Here is a 16,305-nt window from a genome sequence, read left to right as displayed (position 1 = left end):
CGTGCCATCCACCGTGTTGGATTCTTCGCGGGGCAAGCCCGCTCCCACAGGTACCCCCGCTGGCTTGAGGCTGATGCAGTACCTGGGGAACAACTGGCTTGCTCAATTCTAGAATCTAGCGCAATCACTGTGGGAGCGGGCTTGAGGATGATGCAGTACCTGGGGAAACAACTGGCTTGCTCGATTTCTAGAATCTAGCGCAATTGGACTGTGGGAGCGGGCTTGTCCCGCGAACACGGGCGAAGCCCGTGCCATCCACCATGCTGCATTCTTCGCGGGGCAAGCCCGCTCCCACAGGTACCCCCGCTGGCTTGAGGATGATGCAGTACCTGGGGAAACAACTGGCTTGCACAACACCTGGAAGCTGGCGCGAGCAAGCGTCGGTCAGCGTTCGCTACGGTTGCCCCGAAGTTGCTGTTTCAACACCTTCAACGGCGGCGCATAGAAAAACCCGAACGACACACTCCCCGTGCGCCCTTTCACCGCGTGGTGCAACCGGTGCGCCCGGTGCAGGCGCTTCAGGTAGCGGTTGACCGGCCGTGGCTCGCGCGGCCAATGCCGATGAAAGAACCCATCATGGGCCAGCACGTACAGCACGCCATAACCCGCCACGCCACCGCCCACCCACTGCAGCGGCGCATAGCCACTTTTGCCCAGCGCCATCAGTGCCGCAGCAACCAGCCCCAGGGCCACCAGGTACAGGTCGTTGGTTTCGAGCATGCCCAGCTGTGGCTCATGGTGCGAGCGGTGCAACCACCAGCCCCAGCCATGCATGATGTACTTGTGCGCCAGCGTGCCAACGCCCTCCATGGCCACCAGGGTGCCGAACAGCACGGTGAGATTGAACAACATGGAACGATCCGGGTGATGGCAAAGGGAGCCGCAAGGTTAACGGCTGGCCAGTTTTTTTTCCATTTTGCGTGACCAGATGAGGCCCATTTGCGCATTAAGCCATTGTCATGTTTTTGCCCTTGACCTGCTTGGCCACGCAACGTATGGTCCGCGTCGCAATTTTGCCTTCCTCAACAGGAGACCTGCCTTGGACAGTAGCCCCAGTCGCTTGCGACAGGCCCGCGTGGCGCGCTAGCCCGGCAGTGTCTTGTACTGTCTGGCCAGCCTGGCAAGACGGTGGTTTCTTGTAACCCCGCATCTCCCCTCCCCGTGGTCCTGCGCATTTTTCTGGTTTTTCAACCGCGCCAACTGATGGCGTTCATGCGGGTGTGTGCCCGTGGAAGAGGTTTGCTATGGATTGGAAAATATTTCTGCTGCGCGTCAGCATCGCCCTGCTGCTGGGGGCGCTGATCGGCGCCGAGCGCCAGTTGCGCCAACGCTTGACCGGGCTGCGTACCAACGCACTGGTCAGCACAGGTGCCTGCCTGTTCGTGCTGATGACCCAGGCAGTGCCGGGCATGGCCGCCGCCGATGCCTCACGGGTCGCTGCCTATGTGGTCTCGGGCATCGGCTTTCTTGGTGGTGGCGTGATCATGCGTGACGGTTTCAACGTCCGTGGGCTGAATACCGCCGCCACCTTGTGGTGCACCGCTGCGGTTGGCGTGCTGTGCAGCCTGGGGCTGCTGCTGGAGGCGGCCCTCGGGAGCCTGGTGGTGTTGTGCGCCAATATCCTGCTGCGCGACATCGCCCAGCGCCTGGACCGGCAGGACATGGTGCCGGCCACCGAGGTGGAGCAGCACTTCGAAGTGCGCATCGTCTGCCGCGCCGAGGACGAGATCCAGGTGCGCAGCCTCATGCTGCATAGCCTGGGCGACCCGCAGTTGCGCCTGCAGTCACTGCAAAGCGCTGATCTGGACAACCCTGCCCGGCTGGAAGTACGTGCTGAATTGCTGGGCACCGCCCAGGCCCCTGCGCAGCTGGAGCGCCTGGTCAGCCGGGTCAGCCTGGAAAAAGGGGTAAGTTCAGTGCGCTGGCAGTTACAGCAACAGGTATTGGCGGCGGATTGAATGACCAAGGCGGGAGCTGAAAGCCGCGCCTGCAAACGCGTTCGACTGCAGGCGCAGCCTTGCGCTGCGAACGGGCTGCCAGGTCCCGGCACATTACGAGTCCGCATGAACAACCAGCGTCTCTGCCACCCGGTACCCGTCACGGCCCTCGCGCTTGGCCTGGTATAGCGCCGCATCCGCTGATGCAAGCAGCGTCTGCGCCGTCACCCCCTCCCGCGCCAGGTCACCTACGGCAATTCCCGCACTGAACGACACCCGCCCCAACGGACTACCCGCATGCTCCAGCACCTGGCGTCGCAACAGTTGTTGCAACTCCAGCACCAAAAGCTCTGCGCCTCGGCCATCGGTATCGGGCAGCAGCAGGGTGAATTCCTCGCCGCCATAGCGCACCGCCAAGTCGGCCGGCCGTTTCAATACCTGGGGCAGCAACTCGGCAAAGCGCCGCAGGCACCAGTCGCCCGCGGGATGGCCGTACAAGTCGTTATAGGCTTTGAAGTAATCCAGGTCGAGCATCACCAATGCCAGCGGATAACCCTGCCGCCGCGCCCGGCGCAGTTCGGGCTCGAACACCGCATCCAGCCGCCGACGGTTACCCAGACCGGTCAGGCTATCGGTCAATGCCAGCGCTTTCAGCGTCTGGTGCGCCTGGTGCAGCGCCCGCTCGATGGCGATGCGCTCGCGTAACTGCCGTAGTACTACCCCGCCAAAGGCCGCCAGCCCGAGCAAAAACAGCAGCAACACCGCCACCGACTTGACCGCGTCGTGGCGCCAGGGCGCAATGATCGACTCACGCGACAGCCCCGCTTCCACCACCAGCGGGTAGCTGGTCAGCGCACGGTATCCATACAGCCGCGGAGTGCCATCCACCACCGCGACTGCCTCGGCTACGCCCTCCGCGGCATACGGCAAATGGTTGCGGAAGATTTCGCTGCTCGCCAGGCTGCGGCCTATCACCTGCTGCACGAAGGGGCGGCGTACCAGGATGGTGCCGTCGCGCTTGGCCAGCACCAGCGCGCCGCGCTCATCGAGCTTGAAATCACCGTAGTAGCGTACGAACCATTCGACCTTGATGGTGCCAAGGAGTACGCCGGCGAAGCTGCCATCGGCATACTCCAGGCGCCTGGAAATGGGGATGATCAAGTCGCCGGTCGAGCGGCTACGAACCACTGAGCCGATGCGTACACCCCGGTCGGTGTGGTTGCGATGATAGACAAAGTAATCACGGTCGGCGTTATTGGCGTTCGGCGGGATGGCCGCCTGGTCAGTAACGATCCAGCTGCCGTCCGGCCCATACACGAACAACCCGTGCAGCTGCGGCATGATGGTCTTCTGTTGCGCCAGCAACGCATGCAGGCGCGGCCGGTCGATACGCTCGAAGCCGTCACCCTCCAGGCGTTCAGCCAAGGCGGCGGTGATGGCATCGACCTGGCGAATGGCGTCTTCAGCATGCTGCGCCGTTGCTCGCGCCAGGTTAGTGACCATGTTCTCGGCATTGCCGTAGGCGTGTCGGTAATCACGCCAGATGCGCCAGCCTTCCACAAGCACAAAGGCCAGCATCACCACCACCATGAAGGCCAGTACCAGGCGGAACAACGCGACCGCGCGCCCCTCGCCAGTTGCGGCGAAAAGCCCGTCGTCGTCCTGTTGCCTGGCTGCGCCCATTGGAATCCCTGGCCTTAACGCGTTTGCCGCCTTTCACTATAGTTCAGCGCCGCGCACAGAAAGCTGCGACGAAAAAGATTAAACCTTTACCCCGCTCGCCCCCTCAACCGTACGCGACACTGAGGTCGCGCCAAGGGTAAGGAGTGAAGCATGAGCAGCCTATTCATGAAACGCGTCGGTTTGTCCATGGTGCTGGGGCTGGCATCGGCGCATGCATTGGCGGCCAGTTCCGATGACTTCGTCGATGCGGCAACCGAGGCCGGCATTGCCGAGGTGGTCACCGGTAACCTGGCCAAGGAAAAAAGCCAGAATGCCGACATCAAGACCTTTGCCGGGCAAATGGTCACTGACCACACCCAGGCGAACCAGAAACTCGCTGAAATCGCCCGCAAGCTCGACATTTCGGTACCGGATGACGCTGCAATGACCGACAAGGTCAAGAAGATGATCCTGGAATGGCGCGATGAATCGTTCGACAAGTCGTACATCAACAACCAGGTCGACGCTCACGAAAAAGCGGTGGAGCTGTTCAAGAAAGAGGCTGCATCGTCTGACAAGGCTGAGCTGAAGGCTTTCGCCAGCGAAACCCTGCCCAAACTGGAACAGCACCTGGAGCATGCCAAGGCACTTCAGGCCAAGCACGGCAAGTGAGGCCCGACATGAGCAACGATGCATTGAAAACCGAAGTGCTTACCCGGCTGTTGCATGCGCACCCCGAGGGGCTGGGCAAGGAAGTGCTGGATAACTACCGCGGTGAGAAAGCAGTGGCAGGCATGCTCAAGACACTGCAGGAGGCCGGGTTGATCCAGGATGGCAGCGTGGCGGTGAACAGTGACCACCAGATCAGCGTGCACTACCCCATCAAGCTGTCGGCGGCGGGTGTCGAAGCGGCGAGACAGGCTGAATCCTGAGCGGATCGTAGTAGGAGCGGCTGCGCCGCTCCTACACGCGTTCAGGTGTTCTTCTCGATATCTCTGGGTGGCTTGGCCGGCCCTTGTGGGTCGACCTGTGGGTCGTCTACATCGGGCGAATCCGGGTCGAAACCCAGATCATCCTGCGTTTCAGCCTGCTCCGAGGAGTGCGGCCCTTCTTTTTCAGGTGGTCGTGATCCAGTCATGGCGTTCTCTCCCGTGGGTGTTTAAGGAAGAAAGCCCCGGCCTGGAAAAGTTTGATTAATCTGCGCCTTCAGCCACCTGCGCCCTGCACAGCGCCAGTGCTTCGTCACGCGCTTGCAGCTGCTGCTGCAGATGCTGTAGCTGTCGCGCCTGCTCCGCGCACATGTCGCGACGTTGCTCCAGGCTTTGTGTCAGCACGTCCAGTTGCCGGCGCATCTCCTCGCTTGCGCCCTGGGCCTGCGCCAGGATCGTACGCAAGCCCTGGATCTGTGCATCGCGTTGCTCCAGCAACTCATCCTGCGCCCGGCACTCACTGGCAGCCTGGCGGTGCTCGCCCAGCAAACGCTCGTTATCCCGGTGCAGGCGGGTCAGTTCGTCCTGTTTGACGATCATGCCCTGCTGCAACTGGCGCACCTCAACCTGCATTTGTTGCAGTTGTGCCTCGTGACGGCGTTGGTCCTGCTCCCGTTGCTCGCGACTGGCGGTGCGATAGTGCTCTAGCGCGTCACGGGCATGCCTGTGCTTGTCCTCCAGCGACTTGACCTGCTCGTCCTTGTCGGCAAGGCGCACCTGCATCTCGCCCAGCGATTGATTGAGGCTGGCACTGCGCAATTGTTCAGCCTGCAGCGTGCTCTGCGTGGACAACAGCTTTTCAGTCTCAGCGGCCAAGGCCGCTGCATCGATCTGATGGCGTTGCTGAGCAGCAGCCAATGCCTGCTGGGCGTTTTCCAACTGCGCCTGCAGCCTCTCCCGCTGTTCTGTAAAGGCGCTTTCGGCCTGTTCGATCTTCAGGTCAGCCTCGTCTTGCAGTTGTGTTGCCAATTGCCCGACCAGACGGCTCAGAACATCACTCAGCGCCACGCCGCCCTCGGAAGCCACTGGATGCTGGCCGTTCAACTCTTTGAGGTAGCGGTGAATCGTGGTCTTGGAGCCCGTATTGCCCAGTTCGATACGTATCGCATCAATGCTGGGGTTCTCGCCACGGGCGATCAGCGCCTGTCGCGCCTGCTGCACTACCACCTTGTTGATACCGCCCCGGGCCATGCTTGCTCCTACGATTTTGTACTGTGTTATGTAACATGTAATTACATACCAATTATGGCAACTCTATCTTACCCCTGCAAACGTTTCCTAAGATTGAATAATCACGGCTTATCGCATGTGAGCTGCAAAAAGCGGCTGTTTCCCATGCTTCAAGCCGTACTGAAGCCGGTGGTGCGCCACCTTGTGCCAGCGGCGCTGCGGCGGCACCATGGGCGTCCGGTACCAAGCGCTCACAGAAAGCACCCACAGAAAATGACCCTGGAAAACTACAAGGCAATCGCCGACAGCATCGCCCTGCTGCTGTACCCGCACGCTGAAGTCATCGTGCATGACCTTGGCAGCCAGACAGTCGTGTACATCGCCAACAACTTTTCCCAGCGGCAGCTGGGTGACGATTCGGCAATCGATCACGAACTGGGCGATCTGCTCGAGGGCGGCAATCTGGGCCCGTACGAAAAGCTCAACTGGAATGGCCAGAAGGTGCGGTCCATCAGCACCGTGCTGCGCAACGCCCAAGGCGAAGCCGAGCACCTGATGTGCATCAACCTGAATGTGTCGGTACTCGAGCAGGCTCGTGTGGCGCTGGACGCGTTCTTCCAGATGAGCCGGCTGGTGCCGCAGCCTGACGCATTGTTCCGCAACGACTGGCAGGAGCGTATCAACACCTTTCTGCATGCCTGGCTGCAGGCGCGCAATCTGTCCCTGCAAACCCTGCAGATGAAGGACAAGCGCAGCCTGGTGCAGGCGCTGCATGCCGAAGGCGCGTTCGAAGGGCGCAGTGGTGCCGATTATGTTGCCAACGTGCTGAACATGGGCCGCGCCACCGTGTACAAGTACCTGAAAGAAATCAAAGGCTGATAATGCCTCGCCGCCACGCTGGCCACCCAAACAGGTGATGCCAGCCGTTGCCCTGCCCGCTTGCTTGAAGTAGATGAATATTCTATCGTGGAAAAATATTCCACATGCATTCAGGAGCGCCGCATGTCACCCGGGACAGTTTCTTCAACCGTTGTCGATGCCCCATACCTCGATGCGCTCCATGAAGCCATCCAGCAAGCCCATGCCGCACTGCGTCCCGCTGTCGGTATCACCCCGCTCACTTACAGCGCCAGTCTGTCGGCGCAGACTGGCTGTGAAGTGCTGCTCAAATGCGAACACCTGCAGCACACCGGCTCTTTCAAGTTTCGCGGCGCCAGCAACAAGATCCGCTTGCTGCCGGCGGACCAGCGTGGCAACGGTGTCATTGCCGCCTCCTCTGGCAACCACGGCCAGGCGCTCGCCTTGGCAGGTAAGGCTGCCGGCGTGCCGGTCAAGGTCTACACCGCCACTTCGGCTTCCCCTTATAAAATCGCGGCGATGCGGGCGCTGGGTGCTGAAGTGATGTGCCTGCCCATCGACCCGCTCGGCGTGGAGCTCGAGGCGGCCCGCCAGGCAAAAGCCCAGGGCGTGCCCTTCGTATCGCCCTACAACGACCCGCAAGTCATCGCCGGCCAGGGCACCATTGGCATGGAGTTGTTCGAGCAGGCACCAGACCTGGATGCAGTGTTCGTGGCCGTGGGCGGTGGCGGCATGATTGCCGGCATCGGCGCTGCGCTGCGGGTACTCAAGCCGGGCACGGCGATCGTCGGCTGCTGGCCCGAGAATGACCCGGCCCTGGAGCAATCGCTCAAGGCCGGCACAATTATTGAAGTGGACGCCCGCGACACGCTGTCGGACGGCACTGCGGGCGGCGTCGAACCCGGTGCTATCACCTTCCCACTGTGCCAGTCGCTGGTGACCGATACCGTGCGGGTCAGCGAAGCCGAAATCCGCGCAGCCATGCGTGAAATTGCCAGCAGTGAACGTTGGATCATCGAAGGTGCTGCGGGGGTCGCGGTCGCCGGCATGAAAAAGCTCGCCGAACGCTATCGGGGCAAACGGGTCGCGGTGATCCTGTGTGGCCGCAACATCGTGCTGGACAAGTTCCTAGAGGCGATCGGATGAAGACCTACGACAAGGCCCAGATCATTGCCAGCTTCAACACGGAACTGGCGGTACGCCGGCTTGAGGAAGGCTTTGTCGCGTACTCGGACTCCAGGGTACAAGTGCCGCCTGTGCAGAGCTTTGCATTTACCCAAAACAACGGCGATTGCTGCGTAAAATCGGCGTACGTCGAAGGCAGCCCCACCTTCACCGTCAAGCTCTCGACCGGCTTCTATGACAACCCGTCCAAGGGCCTGCCAAGCAACGATGGCCTGATGCTGGTGCTGTCTGCGACCACTGGCCAACCACTGGCCCTGCTGCAGGACGAAGGCTGGCTGACCGGCATGCGCACCGCCCTGGCCGGACGTATCGCGGCCAGGCTGTTGGCACCGGCGCAGGTCAAGGCAATTGGCATTATTGGTACCGGGATGCAAGCACAAATGCAGCTGGAACAGTTGCGCGCCGTTACGGATTGCCGCCAGGTGTTCGTCTGGGGCCGCAATGCCAGCCGGCTTGACGCCTGCGCAGCCTTTGCCCGTCACCTGGGCTTCCAGGTTCGCAGCACCCAGGATGCGGCCGAACTCGCCGGGGCCGCCAACCTGATTGTCTGCGCCACCCCTTCCCGCCAGCCGGTGTTGCGCAGCGAATGGGTCCAGCCTGGCACGCATATCACCGCCGTCGGTGCCGATGCGCCGGGCAAGCAGGAACTGGAGCCCGCGCTGGTTGCCAGGGCCGATCGCATCATCGTCGACTCGGTCGTCCAGTGCAGCCAGTACGGCGAAGTGGCTCACGCACTCGTCAGTGGCCTAGTCAGCCCTGACCAGCTGATCGAACTGGGTGCGCTGCTGGCCGGCCGCGCCAAGGGGCGTGAGCACGACGGCCAGATTACCTTGGCAGACTTGACCGGCGTAGCAGTACAAGATGCGCAAGTCGCAAGTTGCACCCTGACGGCACTGAGCGCCTGCGACTAGCACTGCATCAACGGGTGCGCTGCACGCGTGCGGGCGTGCGCTGCATCAGCACCTTGCCATTGCGTACCGACACCAGCGCATGCCCTTGGCTGCGGACCATTTCGTAATCGTCTGGTGCCGACAGCAGTAACAGGTTCGCCGGGCGCCCTACTTCGATACCGTAGCGCTCGCCCAGGTTCAGGGTGCGGGCGCTGTTGTCGGTGATCAGGTCCAGGCAGCGCTGCAGGTCCTCGTAACCGAGCATATGGCAGATGTGCAGGCCAGCCTCGAGAATGCGCAGGATGTTGCCGTTGCCCAACGGGTACCAGGGGTCGACGATCGAGTCCTGGCCAAAGCACACGTTCATCCCGGCGCGGTCGATCTCGGCCACGCGGGTAACGCCACGGCGCTTCGGGTAGTTGTCGAAGCGCCCCTGCAGGTGGATGCTTTCGGTCGGGCACGAGACGAAGTTGATGCCCGACAGTTTCAGCAGCCGGAACAGCTTGTAGCAATAAGCGTTGTCGTACGAACCCATGGCCACGGTATGGCTGGCCGTCACCCGCGCACCCATGCCGCGCACGCGGGCTTCTTCGGCCAGCACCTCAAGGAAGCGGGATTGCGGGTCATCGGTTTCGTCACAATGTACGTCTACCAGGCAGCCGGTACGCTCGGCCAGGTCCATCAGGAACTTCAGCGATGACACGCCTTGGTCGCGTGTATTCTCGAAGTGGGGAATGCCGCCGACCACGTCGGCGCCAATGGCCACCGCCTCGGTCATCAAGGCCCGGCCGTTCGCGTACGACTCGATCCCCTCCTGCGGGAAGGCGACAATCTGCAGGTCGACCAACTCGCGCACGTCTTCACGCACCTCAACCATTGCCTTCAGCGCGGTGAGTTTCGGGTCGGTGACGTCGACGTGGGTACGTACATGCTGGATACCGTGATCGACCAGCATGTCGATGGTCTTCTTTGCCCGGCGCTTGATGTCGTCGTGGGTGGTGATTTCCTTGCGCTCGGCCCAGCATTCGATGCCTTCGAACAGCGTGCCGCTCATGTTCCACCGCGGCTCGCCGGCGGTCAGGGTGGCGTCGAGGTGGATGTGCGGCTCGACAAAGGGTGCCACTACCAGGTTTTGCGTGGCGTCCAGATCATTGCCAACAACAGCCACCACGTCGGCCTGAGGCACGATGGCGGCGATGCGCGCGCCATCGAGCTCGATGCGGAACAGGCCATCTTTGCCGCGCAGGCGTGCGTTGATGATATTCATGCTGTTACTCCTTGCCGTGGGCTTCGCTCATGCACGATAGCAGCATGGCGACCGCCCCATGCAAATCCTGAACAAGGCGTGAAGCCGCTGCTATCCCTGCCGGGGGCAGGCGGCGTCCAGGCCCATTTGCCAGAAATCAGCCTCCAGGCTGGAGGCCTGGCCAAAAATCCCAACCAGCTCGGCGAAGCGCTGCTCGGTCATGCTCCGCGCCGCCAGTTCATCCAGCTGTTTGCGCGCTGCCGCTGCCACGGCCTGGTAACCCTCCCCGGCATATTCGCCAATCCATTCGCGATACGGATGGCTGCTCAAGTCACCGATCCGCTCGGCCAGGTTCCGACCGATCTCGGCATAGCCAACCACGCAAGGTGCCAGTGCCACGTGCAGCTCCAGCAGGTCTCCGGCAGCGCCGCAGTCCAGCACGTAGCGGGTGTATGCCACGGTGGCCTGGTGCTCGGGCGCCGCCTCGATATCGGCCTGGCTCAGCCCCCAGCGTGCGCACAGGCGCAGGTGAAGCTCGGTTTCATCAAGGATCGCCGACAACGTGGCCTGCGCGGCGCGGATGTCGGCCGGGCGGCGGCTTTTGTAGGCGGCCAGCGCCCAGGCGCGGGCGAACTGGACCAGAAACAGGTAATCCTGCACCAGGTAGGTCCGAAACGCATCCTCGTCCAGCGTGCCCTCGCCCATTTGCCGCACGAAGTCATGATCCACGTAGCGGCTCCACTGCTGTGTGGCAGCGGCCTTGAGGCGTTCGAAGATATCCATGCTCATTTGCCCTCCGGGTACACGGCGTCGAAGAACGCCAGTTCAAGGGCCACGGTGCGTTGGTAGAAGTCAGTTGCCAGCGCCGCCTCCTGCGGGCCGACGCGGTCCAGTTCGGCTTGCAGGAAAGCGACGAAGGCCTGGAATGCCGGGTTATCGTGCAGGGTGATCCACTCGGCATGGATGAAATGTTCCGGCAGGGGTTTTGGCGCCTTCAGCGCCCAGTCCAGGTAAAGGCCTTCGGCAACATTGAGTACCGCCAGCGCCGCCGCATAGGACCGGGTGGCTGCCGCTTCGCGCATGATCGCCTTGAACCCTGCGGTTGGCAGGGTATCGGCCGGTTCGCTGCGTTGTGCCGGGCTTACGTCCAGTGCCTCGAATGCGCGCAGGAAGTAGGTGTTCTCGTCGCTGGAGATCATTCCGGCAAAGCGGCCGAAACGCAGGCGCGCCTCGAAGGTGTCGGCGGTGGCGATGGCGGCGCCCAACAGGGTCAGGAAGCTGTCGAGGAAGCGGTGGTCCTGCACCAGGTAATCAACCATGACCGGGTCGGGCAGGCTGCCGTCGCACAACTGGGTCACGAAACGGTGCCCGACGGCCGCCGACCAGGTGGGTTCGCTCTGCTGGCGCAGGGACTGGCTGAAACGTTCGGTCATGTTGCTGTCCTTGATGAAGTTGACAGCGAGACCGTTGAGGTTGGCATGGACAGGCCTCGCAGTGAGGCCGGCAAAAAGGCAGGTAATGAATCCCATCCCTTCGCCGGCATGATCCGGATCAGGTTCGAAGGGTCACCGCGCTGCAGCGCTCAGCAGTTTCTCAGCCCGTTGCCGGGCTCCCCTTGGTGGCGTTCAGATATACCGCAGGGCGCCCCCGCTGTCACTAGCCTGCGCACCCAAACCCTGGGGATTGGGGCCCCGCTAATGGGGACCTGTCCCCATTCTTGACGCCCTTTTATTTAGCGCGCATCAGTCGCCGCAAGGATTTGTTTAACAAAGCATTACAAAAATATCGGTTGGCACAGCCGTTGCTCGTGGCCCTTTAACCGGGCAAAACGCCATCGATGGCTTTACGCCATGCAGCCGCGAGTGAGGCATAAAGCAATGAAAACACCTGCCGTCATCCATCCAGCTAGGCACGCATTCCAGCTGTCCTCTGCCACTGCGCTGATGCTCAGCCTCGGGCTGATCACGGCCATGGCATCTTCCCTTGATGACAACAGCCAGCCATCGCCGACCGACCCGTCGGCGTATACCGACCAACCCGCTGACCCAACCACTGCACTGCTCAACCTGAACACCTTGCCCGAGGCTAATGAAGGCTCGCTGGAGCTGACAGATGGCGCGTACGGCGACCGCAACACAGTCACTACCGACAACGTGTTGCCGCCGGCGCTGCAAACCTCGGACAAATACCCCACCAACGGCAAACCCAGCCCATTGTTCGGCGCCCAGCCGTTCACCCAGCAACTGCTGCTGTTCGAGGAATTCGGCACGGAAAAACTCGACCCCACGCTGCCGCCGCCAAGCCTGACATTCCCGGTGCCTACCCTTGGCGCAGCACCCGCTCAGGACCCTGACAAGGTGGCCCGCAGCGGCCCCAGCGGCACTGCCCTGGAGGCCTTCCTCAAGCAACCTGGCCTGTACCCGTTCCCTACCCAGTATTCCAATGTGCTCGATCGCAACCCCTGGAAGGCGCAGATCGAGATGTTTCTCAACCGCCAACCAGTCGGTTCGCCGGCAGAGGGACGGCCACCAGGAAAAGGCTGGTCGCACCAGCGCTGGAACGAGTTCTACCCACAGGCAGCATTCAAGACCGCGCAGGCCGGTGCGCGCATCAACCTCGGCCTGCGCGACCGTAAACAACTGCACAACTACGCGGTTGGGGAGTTCGCGCCCGGCGGCCTGTACTACCAGACATCCGACATCCCCACCACGCTGGGTACCACCAAAGGCATCGACACCCGCTTCCACCCAAGCATGCCGCTGCAGAATCACAAGTCGGTCTGGACCTTCGACGGCACCTTCCCGCCCAAGCTGCTGATGGTGCGCTACGGCCAGCCAGTGCTGATGCGCCATTACAACGCCCTGCCGATCGACCCGTCGGCCAACGGCGGGTTTGGCCTGCACACCCTCTCCACCCACGAGCATAACGGCCACTCGCCGGCCGAGAGCGATGGCTTTGCCAACGCCTATTTCTTCCCCGGTCAGTACTATGACTACCGCTGGCCGGTGCAGCTGGCCGGCTATGACACCATCAACACCCGTGCCCAGGACCCGCGTGCCGCCTTCCCCTGCTCCCCGGGTGAAACCCTGTTCGTCAACGACGCCTCGCCGGGCCTGAAAACCTGCGAAAACGGTAGCATCAAGATTCGTGGTGACTGGCGCGAAACCATGAGTACCCACTGGTTCCACGACCACATGATGGATTTCACGGCGCAGAACGTCTACAAGGGCAACGCCGTAATGATGAACTACTACAGCGCTCTGGACCGCGGCAACGAAGCACTGCAGGACGGCGTGAACCTGCGCTTCCCCAGCGGCTCGTCCATGCCGTGGGGCAACCGTGACTACGACGTCAACCTGGTGATCGCTGACAAGGCCTGGGATGCCAATGGTCAACTGTGGTTCAACCCCTTCAATACCGACGGCTTCCTCGGTGACCAGATCCTGGTCAACTGGCAGTACCAGCCCCGGCTCAAGGTACGCGCACGCAGCTATCGCTTCCGTATCCTCAATGGCTCGGTGTCGCGCTACTTCAAGTTTGCCGTGGTACGCGAGATCGCCGGTAGCAGCGGTGAGTTCAAGGGCCCGACTGGCTCCAACCTGTCCTATGCACGGGTGCCGTTCCACATGATCGCCAACGACGGCAACATCATGGAACACGCTGTGCCGTTCGACGGTTCCATGGACCTCAACGGCGACGGCAGCCTTCAGGACAGCAACGGCATCCTGCCGCTGCAAGGCATCGCCGAGCGCTACGACATCATCATCAATTTCGCCAAGAACGGGATCAAGGCGGGCGACAAGCTGTACTTCGTCAACCTGATGGAGCACCAGACCGGCAAGGGCCCGGAAGCCGCCATTCCGCTGGCAGACGTGCTGTCGGGGAAATACAAGGCAGTGATCAAGCAAACCAGCAAGGGCCCGCAGTGGGACAACGGCGACCCGGTGGTTGGCAAGTTCCTGCAATTGATCGTGCAGCCCTACACCGGCCAGGACCTGAGCATGGACCCGGTAGCCTACGAACCGGCCAAGCCAGGCAAGGCTGCAGGCCTGAAGATGCTGCCGCTGCCGATTGACCGCAACGCTGCTGGCGACCTGGCCAAGATCAAGGATGCCCGCCACCGCGAGTTCATATTTGGCCGCTCCGACGGTACCGACACCGCCCCGTGGACCATCAAGACTGACGGCGGCTTCGGCTACAGCATGGACCCCCGACGCATCAGTGCGGCCCCCCAACTGGCCAACCAGTCCACCGACGGCGGGTTCAGTGGCGATGGCACCCTGGAAGTGTGGAAAATCAAGAACGGCGGCAATGGCTGGAGCCACCCGGTGCATGTGCACTTCGAGGAAGGCGTGATCCTCAGCCGCGACGGCAAGGCGCCACCCGAGTGGGAAAAATGGGCGCGCAAGGACGTGTATCGCATCGGGCCGGACGCCGACTCTTCGGAAGAAGTGGAAATCGCCATCCGCTTCCGCGAGTTCGCCGGTACCTACATGGAGCACTGCCACAACACCCAGCATGAGGACTCGTCGATGTTGCTGCGCTGGGACATCGACCGCCCCGGCCAGTTCCAGGTGATGCCGACGCCGCTGCCGGGTTGGGACGGTGTGCAGTACATGGCCTCGGTAGGCCTGCCTACCTTCCGCACCGAAGGCCATGATGACAACGACGACCCGGCCAACAAGCCACCCGTCGCGGCCAATGACAGCGCGGCGACCACCGCCGGCACGCCCGTCACCCTGAACGTGCTGGCCAACGACAGCGACCCGGATGGCAACGTGCCGCTGACGGTCACCGGCCTCAACCAGCCAGACTCTGGCAAAGGCACGGTAAGCACTGACGGCACCACGGTGACCTACACCCCGCCGGCCACGATCAATGCCCCCTTCACGGCCAACTTCAGCTACACGGCGCGTGATGCCAAGGGTGCCGAGTCGCTGACACCGGCCACGGTCAGCATCGCCGTGAGCCAGGCAGCGGCGATGGACCAGATTCAGGTCACCAGCGCCACCGTGCAGGTACGCAGCGGCAACCGCTTCACCTGGGATGTATCGGGGACGACCACAGTGGCCACGGGCAACAGCATCAGTGTGACGGCCGCAACCACCGGCGGGCCGGTGAGCCTGGGGACTGCAACGCTCACGGCTACCACTAGCGGTGCCCGCTGGCGGGTTTCGGTGACCACCACCGGCTACGGCCCGGCCACACCGGCGACGGTGACCGTGAAATCGGCGCTGGGGCAGAGCGTGACGGCGCCGGTCCAGTACAAGTGAGTGAAAAGCGGGGGCCGCTCTGCGGCCCTTCGCGGGCGCTCCAAGGGGCTCAGCCAGATCTGTCATTCAAGCCCAACTGCCAACCGACGAGGACCCCATCATGTCCGGTTCATGGCGTTTCCTGCTGGTAGTCGCGCTGTTTGCCGCCAGCGTCCCGTTCTGGCCGCTGCAACCCAGGCAACCGGTAGCCGAAGAGGCCGCCACACCTTGGGGGGCCGACTACTTCCCCAACATCCCCCTTGTCACCCAAGACGGCGAACACGTGCACTTCTACGACGACCTGATCAAGGGCAAGGTGGTGGCCATCAACTTCATCTTCACCGGGTGTTCCGATTCATGCCCGGTGGAAACCGCCCGTTTGCGCCAGGTACAGAAAATCCTCGGCGACCGGGTCGGCAACGACATACACCTCTACTCCATCAGCATCGACCCTTACAATGACACCCCCGCTACCCTCAAACGCTACGCCGAAAAGTTCGGCATCGGCCCTGGCTGGACCCTGCTCACCGGCGAGCCCGATGACATCGAACAGCTACGCCGGCGCTTGGGGCTGTGGATCGATGGCCTGGAAAACGGCCGCTCCAAAGACCACAACTTGAGCCTGATCATCGGCAACCAGGCCACCGGCCGCTGGATGAAGGCTTCTCCCTTCGAAAGCCCTTATATTCTCGCCGACCGCCTGGGCAACAGCCTGCACAACTGGAAGCAGGCCAGCGCCACGAACAATGACTACGCCCAGGCCCCCCAGGTACGCCCGCCCAGCAGTGGCGAGCAGATATTCCGCACCCGCTGCTCGTCCTGCCACACATTGGGCAACAACGAGCCCGGCCAGCCCGGTATCGGCCCGGACCTGCTGGGGATGACCCGCCAGCGTGATGCCAACTGGCTGACCCGCTGGCTGAAGGAGCCGGACCAGATGCTGGCCAAAAAAGACCCGTTGGCCCTGCTGCTGTACGAGCAGTACAACCGCCTGGCCATGCCCAACATGCGCCTGGGTGATGCCGAAGTCAGTGCCCTCATGAGCTACCTCGAAGAAGAAACCGCACGGCTGCAAACGCCTGTCGCGGACAGGGGAAAACCTTAAAGGCTATTTGC

At 62.3% G+C, this 16,305-nt stretch carries 15 protein-coding genes and 1 riboswitch; of the genes, 8 read left to right on the top strand and 7 right to left on the bottom strand.

What is annotated here, in order from left to right:
- Window positions 1–384: 384 nt before the first annotated feature.
- Window positions 385–852 (bottom strand): sterol desaturase family protein, encoded by a 468-nt coding sequence (locus E8E68_RS12325; RefSeq protein WP_266034239.1) that lies wholly within the window; start codon window positions 850–852, stop codon window positions 385–387.
- A gap of 392 nt (window positions 853–1,244) precedes the next feature.
- On the opposite strand from E8E68_RS12325, the gene E8E68_RS12320 reads away from it, so the two are divergent.
- The gene (locus E8E68_RS12320) at window positions 1,245–1,958 is read left to right on the top strand and encodes an MgtC/SapB family protein (protein WP_110745415.1); all 714 of its coding nucleotides are present in this window, start codon (window positions 1,245–1,247) and stop codon (window positions 1,956–1,958) included.
- A 93-nt stretch (window positions 1,959–2,051) separates the two neighbouring features.
- Here the strand turns inward: E8E68_RS12320 and E8E68_RS12315 are convergent, their stop codons facing one another.
- Window positions 2,052–3,620 (bottom strand): sensor domain-containing diguanylate cyclase, encoded by a 1,569-nt coding sequence (locus E8E68_RS12315; RefSeq protein ID WP_280341800.1) that lies wholly within the window; start codon window positions 3,618–3,620, stop codon window positions 2,052–2,054.
- A gap of 150 nt (window positions 3,621–3,770) precedes the next feature.
- Between E8E68_RS12315 and E8E68_RS12310 the strand changes: the two genes are divergently transcribed.
- Together E8E68_RS12310 and E8E68_RS12305 are read left to right on the top strand one after the other, a co-directional pair.
- Entirely contained in the window at window positions 3,771–4,271 is a 501-nt protein-coding gene (locus E8E68_RS12310; RefSeq protein WP_110745417.1) for a DUF4142 domain-containing protein, read from the top strand.
- Between the two features lie 8 nt (window positions 4,272–4,279).
- Window positions 4,280–4,531, top strand: coding sequence for a hypothetical protein (locus tag E8E68_RS12305; RefSeq protein WP_110745418.1), 252 nt, complete (start codon window positions 4,280–4,282; stop codon window positions 4,529–4,531).
- Between the two features lie 41 nt (window positions 4,532–4,572).
- Here E8E68_RS12305 and E8E68_RS12300 read toward each other — a convergent pair whose 3' ends face one another.
- Both E8E68_RS12300 and E8E68_RS12295 read right to left on the bottom strand, forming a co-directional pair.
- Window positions 4,573–4,737 (bottom strand): DUF6021 family protein, encoded by a 165-nt coding sequence (locus E8E68_RS12300; RefSeq protein ID WP_177410749.1) that lies wholly within the window; start codon window positions 4,735–4,737, stop codon window positions 4,573–4,575.
- Window positions 4,738–4,792: 55 nt separating this feature from the next.
- A complete protein-coding gene (locus tag E8E68_RS12295; RefSeq protein WP_280341795.1) occupies window positions 4,793–5,779 on the bottom strand; it encodes a DNA-binding protein in 987 nt (328 codons plus the stop codon).
- Between the two features lie 252 nt (window positions 5,780–6,031).
- Here E8E68_RS12295 and E8E68_RS12290 point away from each other — a divergent pair, with 252 nt between their 5' ends.
- The 3 genes from E8E68_RS12290 (at window position 6,032) to E8E68_RS12280 (ending at window position 8,712) form a co-directional block, all read left to right on the top strand.
- Window positions 6,032–6,637, top strand: coding sequence for a PAS domain-containing protein (locus tag E8E68_RS12290; protein ID WP_280341790.1), 606 nt, complete (start codon window positions 6,032–6,034; stop codon window positions 6,635–6,637).
- 123 nt (window positions 6,638–6,760) lie between these two features.
- Entirely contained in the window at window positions 6,761–7,762 is a 1,002-nt protein-coding gene (locus tag E8E68_RS12285) for a threonine/serine dehydratase (RefSeq protein WP_280341787.1), read from the top strand.
- On the top strand, window positions 7,759–8,712 hold the full coding sequence (locus E8E68_RS12280; protein WP_280341785.1) for an ornithine cyclodeaminase family protein: 954 nt from the start codon (window positions 7,759–7,761) through the stop codon (window positions 8,710–8,712). The genes E8E68_RS12285 and E8E68_RS12280 overlap by 4 nt, the downstream gene beginning before the upstream one ends.
- 7 nt (window positions 8,713–8,719) lie before the next feature.
- Here E8E68_RS12280 and codA read toward each other — a convergent pair whose 3' ends face one another.
- The 3 genes from codA to E8E68_RS12265 form a co-directional block, all read right to left on the bottom strand.
- Entirely contained in the window at window positions 8,720–9,958 is a 1,239-nt protein-coding gene (gene codA / locus E8E68_RS12275) for a cytosine deaminase (RefSeq protein WP_266034221.1), read from the bottom strand.
- Window positions 9,959–10,048: 90 nt separating this feature from the next.
- A complete protein-coding gene (gene tenA, locus E8E68_RS12270; protein WP_266034218.1) occupies window positions 10,049–10,726 on the bottom strand; it encodes a thiaminase II in 678 nt (225 codons plus the stop codon).
- Window positions 10,723–11,370 (bottom strand): TenA family protein, encoded by a 648-nt coding sequence (locus E8E68_RS12265; RefSeq protein ID WP_266034215.1) that lies wholly within the window; start codon window positions 11,368–11,370, stop codon window positions 10,723–10,725. Before E8E68_RS12265 ends, tenA begins: the two co-directional genes overlap by 4 nt.
- Window positions 11,371–11,448: 78 nt before the next feature.
- Window positions 11,449–11,563, bottom strand: a riboswitch (TPP riboswitch).
- A gap of 251 nt (window positions 11,564–11,814) precedes the next feature.
- On the opposite strand from E8E68_RS12265, the gene E8E68_RS12260 reads away from it, so the two are divergent.
- The gene (locus tag E8E68_RS12260; protein WP_280341776.1) at window positions 11,815–15,210 is read left to right on the top strand and encodes an Ig-like domain-containing protein; all 3,396 of its coding nucleotides are present in this window, start codon (window positions 11,815–11,817) and stop codon (window positions 15,208–15,210) included.
- A gap of 100 nt (window positions 15,211–15,310) precedes the next feature.
- Window positions 15,311–16,294: an SCO family protein gene (locus E8E68_RS12255; RefSeq protein ID WP_280341773.1), complete on the top strand. Its 984-nt coding sequence runs from the start codon at window positions 15,311–15,313 to the stop codon at window positions 16,292–16,294.
- Window positions 16,295–16,305 lie beyond the last annotated feature (11 nt).

Source organism: Pseudomonas sp. BN607, from assembly GCF_029871175.1.
GTDB lineage: Bacteria > Pseudomonadota > Gammaproteobacteria > Pseudomonadales > Pseudomonadaceae > Aquipseudomonas.
This window is presented reverse-complemented; position numbering and strand designations above follow the sequence as displayed.

Excerpts from the sequence above, each read along its gene's own strand:
- E8E68_RS12295 (WP_280341795.1), bottom strand. The coding sequence starts at position 5,779 with ATGGCCCGGGGCGGTATCAACAAGGTGGTAGTGCAGCAGGCGCGACAG.
- E8E68_RS12320 (WP_110745415.1), top strand. The coding sequence starts at position 1,245 with ATGGATTGGAAAATATTTCTGCTGCGCGTCAGCATCGCCCTGCTGCTG.
- E8E68_RS12325 (WP_266034239.1), bottom strand. The coding sequence starts at position 852 with ATGTTGTTCAATCTCACCGTGCTGTTCGGCACCCTGGTGGCCATGGAG.
- E8E68_RS12310 (WP_110745417.1), top strand. The coding sequence starts at position 3,771 with ATGAGCAGCCTATTCATGAAACGCGTCGGTTTGTCCATGGTGCTGGGG.
- E8E68_RS12280 (WP_280341785.1), top strand. The coding sequence starts at position 7,759 with ATGAAGACCTACGACAAGGCCCAGATCATTGCCAGCTTCAACACGGAA.
- E8E68_RS12300 (WP_177410749.1), bottom strand. The coding sequence starts at position 4,737 with ATGACTGGATCACGACCACCTGAAAAAGAAGGGCCGCACTCCTCGGAG.
- E8E68_RS12305 (WP_110745418.1), top strand. The coding sequence starts at position 4,280 with ATGAGCAACGATGCATTGAAAACCGAAGTGCTTACCCGGCTGTTGCAT.
- tenA (WP_266034218.1), bottom strand. The coding sequence starts at position 10,726 with ATGAGCATGGATATCTTCGAACGCCTCAAGGCCGCTGCCACACAGCAG.
- E8E68_RS12285 (WP_280341787.1), top strand. The coding sequence starts at position 6,761 with ATGTCACCCGGGACAGTTTCTTCAACCGTTGTCGATGCCCCATACCTC.
- E8E68_RS12290 (WP_280341790.1), top strand. The coding sequence starts at position 6,032 with ATGACCCTGGAAAACTACAAGGCAATCGCCGACAGCATCGCCCTGCTG.
- codA (WP_266034221.1), bottom strand. The coding sequence starts at position 9,958 with ATGAATATCATCAACGCACGCCTGCGCGGCAAAGATGGCCTGTTCCGC.
- E8E68_RS12255 (WP_280341773.1), top strand. The coding sequence starts at position 15,311 with ATGTCCGGTTCATGGCGTTTCCTGCTGGTAGTCGCGCTGTTTGCCGCC.
- E8E68_RS12315 (WP_280341800.1), bottom strand. The coding sequence starts at position 3,620 with ATGGGCGCAGCCAGGCAACAGGACGACGACGGGCTTTTCGCCGCAACT.
- E8E68_RS12260 (WP_280341776.1), top strand. The coding sequence starts at position 11,815 with ATGAAAACACCTGCCGTCATCCATCCAGCTAGGCACGCATTCCAGCTG.
- E8E68_RS12265 (WP_266034215.1), bottom strand. The coding sequence starts at position 11,370 with ATGACCGAACGTTTCAGCCAGTCCCTGCGCCAGCAGAGCGAACCCACC.